Raw genomic sequence first — 13,126 nt, 5'->3', positions numbered from 1 at the left:
AAGATGCATATCTATATAATATAGATCTCCATATTTTACACAATCCTCTAATTAATATATAACAAAACAAAGGACCTCGCGTTTCGCGAGGTCCTTTAAATTTATAAATTTTTCTACACCACAAAAGCCAAAATCATAGATAACCTTATTCATTTAAAATTTTCAAAATGCCATCACCATATTTTTCAATCTTCACTTCTCCAAAGCCAGAAACATCTTTTAGTTCTGATTTTGTCTTTGGCATTTTTTCTAATAAATTAGTCATTTGCTTATCACTAAAAATAATATATGGTTTTGTATTCTCTGCTCTACTCATTTGAAGTCTAAATTCTTTTAATTTCTTTATTAAAATTTCATTATTACATACAATATCAATATTATTATTAATTATATTGCTTGTACTATTATTAATTATATTACTTGTACTATTATTGCTTGTACTATTATTAATTATATTACTTGTACTATTATTGATGAAAGTATTGTTATTTATATTAACATTTATATTGATATTACTTATATTGTTACTTTTATCAATATTATTTGTGATATAATTTTTATCTTTATTCACAATATCACTTTGCAGATTATCAATACTACTCTCATTAATCTTTTCTATATGATTAATTTTATCTTTACGTATTGTTTTATTATTTCCTTTATCATTATAAGCATCAACTAATTCTATTAACTCACGATACTTTTTTAAAAAACTTAATTTGCTAGGATTATGTAATGCAAGCAATTGTTCTGCAACATCCTTCATTTCCTTATCACTTAGAGCCACCATTAACTCTGATTTAGCATTAACTTCTTTTATGTAACTAATAAGTTGATCTGCTTTAACAACCTTATCTTTAATTTCTTTCTTAGCATATCTTGAATTTAAAACTGTTTTAGGATTAGCCAATACTACTATTGATTTATAATTATCATTAAAATATTTATCAAAAAGAAACTTAGAAATAAAATTACTTTTAGACTCTTTCTTTATCCTCTTTAATACTTCCAAGTGCCTTTCATTTTGAGTTATTGGAGAATATATTCCTTCCTTTATAAACCTTCCATTGAAATTATAAGTTCTTATGAAATTTCCTTGTGAATTTATTTCTATATTACCTATAAGATTCTTACATTCAATTATAAATATAACTTTTCTTGTTACCACTATATAATCAATTTGTGCAGATAAATCTTCACTTTCTAAACATATATCATGCAATATATACATTGGTATTCCACTATTTTTAAGCTCAAAAGCTATATTATTCTCTCCAAATTCCCCAAGAGTTGCAATCTTTAATTCTTTTTCTATTTTTCCCTTTAACCCTTCTGGTGCTCTGCTATGTAATTCCTTTAACTTAGAAATATAATATTTTGATTCACTTTCTTCCTTTAAAAATATAGGTTTATCTAGTTTGTTAAATAAAGCCATGTTGTACCTCTCATAATAATTAAATTAAATATATATAAATTATACTTTATAAATGTATATATTTATATAATTATTATCAATATTTTACCAGATTTTATTTTTACTGGCACTCAAAATTTTTATATAACTTTATTTCAACTTATTTCTATGATTACAATAAAAAAGTTCAAGGACGTCGCGAAACGCGACTCCCTTGAACTTTTAAGCAGCTTTCTTTTATAAGCACAGTACTATTTCACCTAAAGCTCAGAAATTTTATAAAGCTAAAGCTCTTAAATATTCCGTAACTTCCTCTCTTAATTCATCATTTCTTAAAGCATATTCAATATTTGCTTCTAAAAAGCCTTGCTTATCTCCAACATCATATCTTCTACCTTCAAAGTTATAAGCATATATGGCTTCTTCTTCTAAAAGCTTTAGTAATGCATCAGTTAATTGAATTTCTCCACCTTTACCTGGCTCAGTTTCTTCTAATATTTCAAATATTCTAGGAGTTATAATGTATCTACCTAATATAGCAATATTTGATGGCGCTTTATCTATACTCGGTTTTTCTACTAATTCCTTAACCTTATAAATTCTATCTTCTATGTTAATTCCACCCATTATTCCATACTTTGATACATTTTCCTTGCTAACTTCTTGTACACCTAATACAGATGTTTTGTACTCGTTATAACAATTAATAAGTTGACCTAAACAAGGATTATCATCATTATAAACTATATCATCACCTAGTAAGACAGCAAAAGGCTCATTGCCAACAAAAGTTTTAGCACAGTGAATAGCATGTCCTAATCCTTTAGGCTCCTTTTGTCTTATAAAGTGTATATTTACCATATCAGAAATTTCTCTAACCATCTCAAGCATTTCTTGCTTTCCATTGCTTTCAAGCTCTAATTCAAGCTCTACAGATTTATCAAAATGATCCTCTATACACTTTTTATTTCTTCCAGTTATAATTAAAATTTCTTCTATACCAGATTGAACACATTCTTCAATTATGTACTGAATAGTTGGCTTATCAACTATAGGCAACATTTCCTTTGGTTGTGCTTTAGTTGCAGGTAAAAATCTTGTTCCTAGACCTGCTGCTGGGATTACTGCTTTTTTGATTTTTTTACTCATAAATGTTTCCCCCTAAAGAGTTTATTTACTTTTTAGTAGTTATATAAATTTTATATAACTACTTACTTATTAGAGACTTTCTAATATTATTAAAATTAGTCTTAGAAATTAATCTTCTAATAATTTTACTCATAATTATTGAAGTTACTAATGTTGCCCAAAATAATATAGAATAAACCAATATAGCCTTAATACTAGTTGCTCCAATAATCTTCAAAAATACTAACATTATTGGTTGATGTATTAAATAAATATAATAAGAAATTTTATTTAACTCTTTAAACAGTTTATAATTAATTATATATTTAATTATGCTATTATTTATAATTCTTTCTATAACTATATAAATAACTACAATTCCAATTAACGCCATTATTCTATCGGTAAATATATTTAATATCTTTTTTGATAAAAAATGATGAATAATTAAACAACATTAGTATAAACTATAGATTTCCTGGACTCTTAGCAAAAATTATATCATCTATTACTCTATACAGATAACTTTCTCCATTACTGTCTATACCAAAAATTATTTGTATTATCAAAATAAAAAAGCTTCTTATTAATAAATAAGGTATTATCAATCTTTTAAATTTCTTATAAACTAACTTTCTAACCGCCTTATATTTTCCATATTCTTTACTAAAAGAAAAGTACATCTAGATGTAGATACAAATAATGATATACGGAAACTATATATATTCAGTTATATACCTCATTAATTTTGAATTTGGATAATTCCATTTATCAGCATATACACACCCAATATGACCAAGTACAACTAATAATATTAAAATAGTATTAATTATTACCATATTATTTAAAACTATATTTTTTATCATCCATTTTATCTCATCTAAAAGCTTATTTATTTTTATAATTTATTTTTAAACTGCATAAACAATCTTTTAAACTCTTTTCTCATTGATGGAAATAAATAAAGTATAAAAAAGTAAACAAAAGCACAAATTAATATTGATATAAAATTCCAAATAATATCTTCGCTTCTGTATCCATTAATTAAATTAGCAACATAAGCCATGATTAATGTAGATATAATTATCGGGAACATATTTTTTATAGTTTTTTCTATCTTAATTTTTATTACATACTTCATTACTAGAAAATGAACAAATATAAATTGAATTCTCATAAAAGATCTTACATATACAAATGTCCAGAAACCGTATTTTATACTTATTATACAAGATGGTACTAAGAAAATTAGATGTAGTACCTGCGCTAATAATGATATCTTTGGCTTTCCTTTGGCTCTGTATACTTCACTGCATAAATCTCCTAATACTATTTTCATAGAAATTGTCAAAGCAGAAATCCCAACTATTAATTTGGCATCACTCCAACTACTTCCTAACATTATATTAGTTGCAAGTTCTCTATACAAATATATGCCTATCCCCAACGGAAAAATTATTATAGATAAGAATTTCTGTGTATCAAAAAATATATTACTAAAGCTTTTCTCATCTTCTTGCAATCTAGATAAAGTAGAAAAAAATGCTGGTATCACTGAAGCTGAAATTAGAGTCATAATTATATTTACCATGGAAGTCGAAGTTTTATATAATCCTAAAAAATATTCGTTCAAGTAATTTCCAATCACTAACATATCTATCCAACTACTTAGCCATATAGATATCGCTTCTATTAAGGACCAAATACTAAATGAAATCATTTCTTTTAGTATTTCTATCTTATAATATAATTTAGGCTTCCATTCTGATTTAATAGTTAAAATAATAGCATTAGAAATTTGAATACATATTGATCCTATAACAAGAGCCCAATAACTAAATCCTATTGATGCTAAAGGTATAGTTATAAAAAAAGGAATACATACGGATATCATTCTAACAACAAATAAAGTTTTAAAGTTAAAATTTCTTCTATAAAGAGCCATTTGTATGCTAGAAAATGAAGTTAGCAATATCTGAATACATGAAATAGAAATAACATTTCCTAGTCCTGGATTTCCAACTAGAATAGCAATACTATCTCTAAATATTATAATTATTAGCCATAATATTATAGATAATAATAAATTAGTCCAAAACGCTACATTAGCGCTATCAAATAATTCTTCTTCATTTCTAAATTCATGTTGAACTAAATATTTTTGAAATCCTGCATCAGTAAACATATCAACAAAGCTTATTATCATTGTTACTGTTGCTACTACCCCAAAAGCTTCTGGAGAAATAATCCTAGCCAAAATCATATTGGTAATTGGGCTTACTAATTTTGAAAACACTTCTGTTATAGCTGACCATTTAGTAGCAATTAAAAATTTATCATTAATATTAGATTTCATTGTCAATTTAATATCTCCTCAAGTTATTATTAAATTTAAATAATATAGTATAATAAATAGTAAACTGCCATTATTATGATTCTATGACTTCCTTATATATTTTATCTAGTTTCATTATTTCATTATTAATATCTAGATTATTATTTTTTAAATAATTAATACCATACTCTCTATCATTGATAATTTTCATTGATACTATCTTCTTAGCCCATTCCTCAGCTGATCTTTTTAATGAAAAAACTTCACATAGATTTGCTATGATAACCTCATTAGTTATAATATCGGAAACTAAACAAGTAAGTCCATTCGCTTCTGCCTCAATTAAAGAGTTAGGGAATCCCTCAAAAAGTGAAGGAAATAAATAAATATCAGCGGATGATAATAATTCTGAAATATCACTTCTTGCACCTAAAAATAATACCTTATCTTTTATTCCATAAGAGTCAACTCTATTTTCAATTTCATACTTTAAAGAACCCTCTCCTATTAGAAGTAATCTATAATTTGAGTCAATTTTCAATATTTCATTAAATATATCAATTAAAAATCTATGATTCTTCTGTTTCCTAAAAGCTCCAGTATGAATAATTACTTTTGTGCCTTCTAAATTATATAACTTTCTTATTTCATCTCTTTTATAATTATTAAACTTATATTTTTCAATATCTACGCTGTTATTTATAACAATGAAATCTTCATTATCTCCATACATCCATTTACCTGCAATATTCGATACTGCAAGTAACTTAACTTTTCTTTTAGGTAATCTATAATAATTGATTTTATTAACGATTTTCTCTACTAAATTAAAGTCTCCGCCGCCATTTCTACTATGAACTATTACCTTATTTCCATATTTTAATGCCACTAATACAACACTAATATTTTTTAAAGAATTTAAATGACAATGAACTATATCAAACTTCTCATTTTTAAACAATTTATTTAATTCATAAATATACTTAAAATAATTTTTTTTTCTAGATTCAACGAAGAAAAAATCGCATCCAAAATCCTTTAATTCATTAAAAAAACATGGATTTTCATTTCCTATAACTAAAAAATCAAACTTATACTTCTGTCTAGAAAAATTTTTAGTAATTTTTAATAGATACGTTTCAATTCCCCCAAGTGATGCGCATATACCAAAATGAAGTACTCTATACATAATAATTCTCCTTAATCACTATTTAATATATTTCTATTACTTAATTTTAATTCTGTTTTCTTTGAAATTACATATATTGATATCATATTATAGATCAATATGAAATGCTCTCTCATATAACTAATCGTTGCATAATCAAGTATTAATTCCATTAATAAAAAAGCAAACATTCCTGAGGAATATATATCCTTCCTCAATGCTAATCTTAATGTAGAAATTAGAATATAAAAGTACCAACCATAATATATACAAAAGCCAATCAAACCTTGATTACATAATATTTCCAAAAAGTTATTATGTGAATATAAATAAACTCCATAAGTATCCCCATATACTTTTATAAAGGAGTTACCACCTATTCCTCCTATTGGACTTTTCTCAAATAGTTCCCAAGCTAAATCTTTCATTTGCGATCTAGTAAAAGCTGATGCATCTGAAGCCTTTTCTCCTGTTTGTAAATAATGAAAAAATGATACTATTCTTTCTCCAATAGCATTATATAATGTTTCATTATTAATTATAATAAAATATCCTACTACTAAGATAATTATAGAAATTAGAATCCACTTTAAAAGCTTTTTAGGATTTTTCCCATAAATTAGCATTACCGATATAGCAGCAAAAATAAAAGGAGCAACCAAAAGTTTTCTAGTGCCATTCATAAAAATACATACCATTATAAATACCCAATAAATTATATATAATAATTTTTGCTTTACACCTTTATTATTTGCTTTTATTAAAATAAATGTTAAAAAGCAAACGCTTATTAATAAATTATAAGAATAAAATATATATCCTCCGTATGTACCAGCATATAATATTCCACCAAACCTATTATCCGGATTATGCTTCCCATATTCATATATAAGTGCGTAAACTGATGCTAAAATAGTCCCTAATACATAATATTTCCCAATAAACTCAACCATTCTATTATTATCTTTTACACAATATTTTACTAATCTTACAGCTGCAAATGAAAATACAATTAATCTTATATTTAATGAAAGTAATTGAAATGTATAATCTCTACTTATTGTATATATAAGTGAATATGCTATCGATATAGTAAAAATAATTTCCATGATTTCCAATGAAGATAATCTATCTCTTTTTGATATAAAAAGAAGAGTAGAAAATATAAATGAAATTAGCCCTAAAATATAGTATATATTACGGCTAAATATAGGCATCATTGGTAATGACATTATAAATACTAAACTTATAATTCTATATATTTTATTTACTGAGATTTGGTTATATTTGTTCATGTTATACTCCTAACCATTTAAAACTTTAAATAATAGTTATTCAATCATAAGTTATGATTACTTATATAAAACTTTTCCATATCATTACTTATTTTATTTATATCATAATTATTAACATATACATTTTGCAGCATATTTTTCCTTTCATATCCATCATAATATTTAAGAATATTTTTTGCCCAAAAAATAGGATTTTCACTTAATGAAATATATTCAATATTATCACTTATTTTAGCTTCATTAGGTACTACCCCACTACTAGTAAAGCACTTTAATCCAGATGCTTGTGCTTCAATTAACACAATTCCTAATCCTTCAAATAAAGAAGGTAATACAAATATATCCATTGCTTGTAATAAATATTCTATCTTATCTGAAACCCCATAAAATATAACATTTTTTTCTATTCCGAGCTTTTTAACATCATGTTCAATATCACTTTTAATATTTCCATCACCTATTAATAATAAAACAGCATTTTCTTTTTCCTTTAAAATTTCATAGAAAACATCGATTAAGAATGAATGATTTTTAGTTGGTACAAATCTACCAATATGCCCAACAACAAATTTATCTCTAATATCAAGTTTTTTTCTACTACTTTCTCTTATATTTAAATCGAAAATAAATTTTTTAGAATCTATTGCATTATTTATAACCTTAAACTTCTTATTTTTAAATAGATATTTACCTGCATTTAATGAACAAGCTAATCTATGACTAGAATATTTCACTGAAAGTCTTGATAGCAAAAATTTAGTATATCCTTTTAACGATTTTTCAAAAGATGACGTATGACTATGTAATATTCTAACTTTAACACCATTATTTTTTGCAACTTTAAGGTGCAAAAATCCTAGACTTGGCATATGAGAATGAACAACTTTATACTCTTTGTGATCTTCAAAAAACTTTATAAGATCTCGTTTATATCTTATAAAGTTATTATCTTGTCTCACTGTAAAATTATATATTCTCCCACCCATACTTTTTATTTCTTCATCAAAAAAATAATTTCCATTATAATGATATAAAAAATCAAATTGAACCTTACTTCTATCTATATTTCTATAAATATTCATTATAAAACTTTCTAATCCACCTGCTTGCATATTAGGTACTATGTGCAATATCCTTATAGCATCCATTATATACACTATCTCCTTAATAAATTTTTATAAATAAATTTTCTTATCGTATTAGGCATTAGGCAAACAATCGCATTCCCAAATGTACTAATAATATAGTCTTTATAAGAATAAAATCCATGATCTAAAAACTCTTTTTTAAGTGTCATTACTATTTTTAGTTGATTAAATCCGCCTCTTCTTTTATAAAAATCCTTATTTACTCTCATATAAGTTAAATATTCTTGTATATTATAGAACTTGCATCCATTAATAATCATATGGACAACTAAATTATAATCTTGAGCATGTCTATAATCTCTATAATTTCCAGATTCCAATACTTTGCTTTTCCTATACATAATTGCTGGATGCCTTATAGGGCATCTTTTTTTTGCATACTTTATAATCTCACTATTCTTTTCTGGAAGATTTACAAAAGAGATTATATTATTAATATTATCTGTAAATTCTATAACATTGCTTCCAACTACATCTATATTCTTATTATTTTCTAAAATACTTAATTGTTTTTCACATCTATCCGGTAAAGAATAGTCATCTGCATCCATTCTAAGAATATACTCATTGCTACACTCATTTACTCCAAATGCAAGTACCTTTCCCAAACCAATATTTTCTTCAAATTCTTTAATATAAAATAGCTCTCTATGCTGATTTTTATAATATTCTATTACTTTATCTAATTCACTTGTGAGTTTGCCATCTTTAATAATTATAAATTCTGATGGCTTAATTGACTGTAATAAAATACTATCTATACTTTCCTTAAGCCATTTTGGATTATCCTTATAATAAACTGGCATCAATACACTATATGAGCATTCTTCTCTACTAACATTCATAAATAACACCTTTCACTAACTATATGTTTTGTTATTGTATCTTCCAATCAACAAATTTTTTTATTCCCTCTTTAAAAATAGTCTGTGGCCTATACCCAAGTAATTCGCTGGAATGACTTATATCAGCACAAGTTCTATTCACATCTCCTGGTTGCATTGGCATTCTATTTAATTTAGCCTTTTTACCTAGAACTTCTTCAATAGTTTCAACCATTTCAATTAAAGAAACTGTCTTATCTCCACCAATATTTAATATTTCAAACACCTTTTTATCACTATTAACATAATTAATGCTTGCAACTATTCCACTAACAATATCATCTACATAAGTATAATCTCTAGATGTCGTTCCATCTCCATAGAATGGTATTTCTTTACCTTCTAAAATCAAACTTGTAAATTTATTAATTGCTAAATCTGGTCTTTGCCTTGGACCATATACAGTAAAGAATCTTAAACATGCTATATTCATATCAAATAAATGATGATATGTATGACACAAAAGTTCTCCGCTCTTTTTTGTTGCTGCATAGGGACTTATTGGGTTATCTACTCTATCACTTTCTGAAAATGGTACTTTTTCATTATTTCCATATACTGATGAACTTGATGCAAATACAAATTGCTTTATATTATTTTCTCTACATATCTCTAATAAATTAACTGTTCCAGTTATATTTACATCATAATATAATGAAGGATCTTGAATAGAAGGTCTAACACCTGCCATTGCCGCTAAATGCATTATAGAATCAATCTTATTAGAAAATACCTCTTTTAAAAGTCCCTTATCTCTAATATCTCCTTCAAAAACTTTATAATTTTCTAAGGAGATACCATTCTCAATACAAGTTTTCTTAACTTCCTTTATATTTTCTCTCTTTATTTTCGGATCATAATAATTATTAAAGTTATCTATAACTAAAACTTTATTTCCTTCTTTTAATAATCTTTCACTTAGATGTGAGCCTATAAATCCGGCTCCGCCTGTTACCAATATTGTTCTCATTTATCCTTCCCCCTCTATTCTAGTCCCTAGTAAATAAATCTCTTGTGTATATTTTATCTGAAACATCTTCTAGTTCATCTGCTAGCCTGTTAGATACAATCACATCTGATAATTCCTTAAATTCATCTATATCTTTTACAACCTTTGAGTTAAAGAAATTATCTTCCTTTAATACAGGCTCATAAACTACTACATCTATTCCCTTAGCTTTAATTCTTTTCATTATGCCTTGAATAGATGATGCCCTAAAATTATCTGAATCTGTTTTCATTGTTAACCTATAAATCCCAACTGTCTTTGGCGCTTTTTTTATAATCATATCTGAAATATGATCTTTTCTAGTTCTATTTGCCTCTACAATAGCTCCAATTATATTGTTAGGAACATCGGAATAATTTGCTAGAAGCTGCTTTGTATCTTTTGGTAAACAGTAGCCACCATATCCAAATGAAGGATTATTATAGTGCGTTCCTATTCTAGGATCCAATCCTACTCCCTCAATAATATCTTTTGTATTTAATCCCCTTAATTCTGCATACGTATCAAGCTCATTAAAATATGCAACTCTTAAGGCTAAATAAGTATTAGCAAATAACTTAACAGCTTCTGCTTCTGTAGAATTTGTAAATAAAACTGGTATATCTTCTTTAATTGCACCTTCTTTTAAAAGATTTGCAAATCTTTCTGCTCTTTCTGACTTTTCTCCTACTATTATTCTTGAAGGATAAAGATTATCATATAATGCTTTTCCTTCTCTTAAAAACTCTGGTGAAAAAATAATATTATCAGTTTCAAACATTTTTCTTACTTTTTCAGTATATCCTACTGGAACAGTAGACTTTATTACCATAGTTGCTTCTGGATTGATAGATAATACATTTGCTATTACAGCTTCAACACTTCTTGTATTGAAATAATTTAATTCTTCATCATAATTTGTTGGTGTTGATATTATTACATATTCAGCATCCTTATATGCCTTATATGAATCAGTTGTTGCAACTAAATTCAACTCCTTATTTTTCAAATAATCTTCAATTTCTCTATCTACAATAGGTGATATCTTATCATTTATCATATCTACCTTTTCTTTAATAATATCAAGTGCTATAATCTCATTATTTTGTGCTAATAATATAGCATTAGATAAACCTACATATCCTGTTCCTGCAATTGTAATTTTCATATTAAAATCCCCCTCATTTTTTATATCATTTAACATGCATTCTTATCTCCAAACAACACTGCTACTGTTTTAAAAATTAATTTTATATCTAGCCAAAATTTCATATCATTTACATATTTTAAATCAAGCTTCATCCACTCTTCAAAATCTATATTGTTTCTTCCTGAAACTTGCCAGTAGCATGTAAGTCCTGGTTTTACTTCTAGTCTTTTTAACATCCAAGGTTCAAACTTTTCTACTTCTTTTGGAAGGCTTGGCCTTGGACCAACTAAAGTCATATCACCTTTTAAAATATTTAATAATTGTGGAAGTTCATCTATACTTGTTTTCCTTATAAACTTACCTACTTTAGTAACTCTAGGATCATTTTTCATTTTAAACATTGGACCTGACATTTCATTTTGCTTAGCTAACTTTTCTTTTAGCTCTTCAGCATTTTGAACCATGGATCTAAACTTGTACATTTTAAATTCTTCTCCATTTAGCCCAATTCTGCTTTGAGCAAATATTGCTGGTCCCTTTGATTCTAATTTTATTAAAATAGCCACAATTAATAATATAGGGCTTAGAATTACTAGTCCTAAGAATGAAGCTATAACATCTAAAGCCCTTTTAAATATTTCATATAAAGTATTATCTTTTCTTTCAATCTGAATAATTTCTTGTTCTTCAATTTGAAGTCTTTCCATTACTAATTCTCAACCCCCTTAATAAAATAATTATTTATTCTACACTTTATTGAATATACCAAATAACCCTTTTTTCTCTTTTATTAAACTTCCCTGAAATTTAATTTCTTTATTATTCAAAAGATCTTCCCCAGAATCTAGTAAATAATTTGCGTATTTTTCATCGAGACTCTCTAAGTAATCCATAGCTTTTCTCATATCTGGATTTCTTTTTATATCTCTATGGGCATCTGAGCCAATAAAACTATATATGTTATTTTTTAAATATATCTCTGTAGTTTTCTTAACTTCTTTTCCAAAATCGCCAGTTAAACTATCTTTATTTACTTGAAAAAGAAATCCTTCTTTGATGAATTCATTTATCAAAGAAGGATTTTTTATAAACTTTTGATATCTTTCTGGATGAGCTATAACTAGTACTATTCCTTTAAGTTGTAACTCATAAATATTTTCAATAGCTTCTTTAATAGAAAAATCCCTCATGTTGAATTCAATTAACATATACCTTGAATCATTTATGGTCCCTATATAATTATTAATGTAATTTTCTAATATACTGCTTGTATAATACACCTCCTGCCCTTGATATATTTCAATATCTAAATTTTCTTCTTTTATTAAACTTCTTACGTCTTCTACTTTCTTTTTCACTTCCTCTAGAGGTACTTCAAAATACCCTGGCATATAATGAGGAGTAAGAACTAATTTGCTAGTTCCACCCCCAATAGCTTGCCTTAACATATTCAAAGTCATGTCTCTAGATTTAGATCCATCATCAATTTCCCAAATCAAATGAGAATGTAAATCTACCATAATTCTTTCATTCCTTCATTCCTTAATTCTTTAATTCCCCTTAAACTCCATTGGAGTTTATTCCTAAATTGTCAATTGTCAATTCTCCATTGTCCA

The 13,126-nt window shown here is 26.1% G+C and carries 12 protein-coding genes; all 12 read right to left on the bottom strand.

Going from position 1 to position 13,126, the window contains the following annotated elements; all coding sequences use genetic code 11:
- Positions 1 to 145: 145 nt before the first annotated feature.
- Positions 146 to 1,435 carry an HRDC domain-containing protein gene (locus I2E83_RS06000; RefSeq protein WP_195429014.1) on the bottom strand — a complete coding sequence of 430 codons (1,290 nt, stop codon included), beginning with the start codon at positions 1,433 to 1,435 and terminating at the stop codon, positions 146 to 148.
- A 255-nt stretch (positions 1,436 to 1,690) separates the two neighbouring features.
- Positions 1,691 to 2,563 (bottom strand): UTP--glucose-1-phosphate uridylyltransferase GalU, encoded by an 873-nt coding sequence (gene galU / locus I2E83_RS05995; RefSeq protein WP_195429013.1) that lies wholly within the window; start codon positions 2,561 to 2,563, stop codon positions 1,691 to 1,693.
- A gap of 695 nt (positions 2,564 to 3,258) precedes the next feature.
- Complete coding sequence (locus I2E83_RS05990) at positions 3,259 to 3,408, bottom strand: hypothetical protein (protein WP_195429012.1); 150 nt, start codon at positions 3,406 to 3,408, stop codon at positions 3,259 to 3,261.
- A 32-nt stretch (positions 3,409 to 3,440) separates the two neighbouring features.
- Positions 3,441 to 4,898: a lipopolysaccharide biosynthesis protein gene (locus I2E83_RS05985; protein ID WP_195429189.1), complete on the bottom strand. Its 1,458-nt coding sequence runs from the start codon at positions 4,896 to 4,898 to the stop codon at positions 3,441 to 3,443.
- A 73-nt stretch (positions 4,899 to 4,971) separates the two neighbouring features.
- The gene (locus I2E83_RS05980) at positions 4,972 to 6,066 is read right to left on the bottom strand and encodes a glycosyltransferase (RefSeq protein ID WP_195429011.1); all 1,095 of its coding nucleotides are present in this window, start codon (positions 6,064 to 6,066) and stop codon (positions 4,972 to 4,974) included.
- An 11-nt stretch (positions 6,067 to 6,077) separates the two neighbouring features.
- Entirely contained in the window at positions 6,078 to 7,340 is a 1,263-nt protein-coding gene (locus tag I2E83_RS05975; RefSeq protein ID WP_195429009.1) for an O-antigen ligase family protein, read from the bottom strand.
- A gap of 44 nt (positions 7,341 to 7,384) precedes the next feature.
- Positions 7,385 to 8,488, bottom strand: coding sequence for a glycosyltransferase family 1 protein (locus tag I2E83_RS05970; protein WP_195429008.1), 1,104 nt, complete (start codon positions 8,486 to 8,488; stop codon positions 7,385 to 7,387).
- A gap of 8 nt (positions 8,489 to 8,496) precedes the next feature.
- On the bottom strand, positions 8,497 to 9,333 hold the full coding sequence (locus I2E83_RS05965) for a glycosyltransferase (protein WP_195429007.1): 837 nt from the start codon (positions 9,331 to 9,333) through the stop codon (positions 8,497 to 8,499).
- A gap of 31 nt (positions 9,334 to 9,364) precedes the next feature.
- Complete coding sequence (locus I2E83_RS05960) at positions 9,365 to 10,342, bottom strand: GDP-mannose 4,6-dehydratase (protein WP_195429006.1); 978 nt, start codon at positions 10,340 to 10,342, stop codon at positions 9,365 to 9,367.
- Positions 10,343 to 10,361: 19 nt separating this feature from the next.
- Entirely contained in the window at positions 10,362 to 11,528 is a 1,167-nt protein-coding gene (locus I2E83_RS05955) for a nucleotide sugar dehydrogenase (protein ID WP_195429005.1), read from the bottom strand.
- A 29-nt stretch (positions 11,529 to 11,557) separates the two neighbouring features.
- Positions 11,558 to 12,217 carry a sugar transferase gene (locus I2E83_RS05950; protein ID WP_195429004.1) on the bottom strand — a complete coding sequence of 220 codons (660 nt, stop codon included), beginning with the start codon at positions 12,215 to 12,217 and terminating at the stop codon, positions 11,558 to 11,560.
- A 39-nt stretch (positions 12,218 to 12,256) separates the two neighbouring features.
- Positions 12,257 to 13,030 (bottom strand): CpsB/CapC family capsule biosynthesis tyrosine phosphatase, encoded by a 774-nt coding sequence (locus I2E83_RS05945; RefSeq protein ID WP_195429003.1) that lies wholly within the window; start codon positions 13,028 to 13,030, stop codon positions 12,257 to 12,259.
- Positions 13,031 to 13,126 lie beyond the last annotated feature (96 nt).

Origin of the sequence: Clostridium sp. D46t1_190503_E9, assembly GCF_015555225.1 — a bacterium.
Lineage (GTDB): Bacteria > Bacillota > Clostridia > Clostridiales > Clostridiaceae > Clostridium.
Note: the sequence above shows the minus strand (reverse complement) of the source record. Positions and strands in the feature narration are given on the sequence as shown.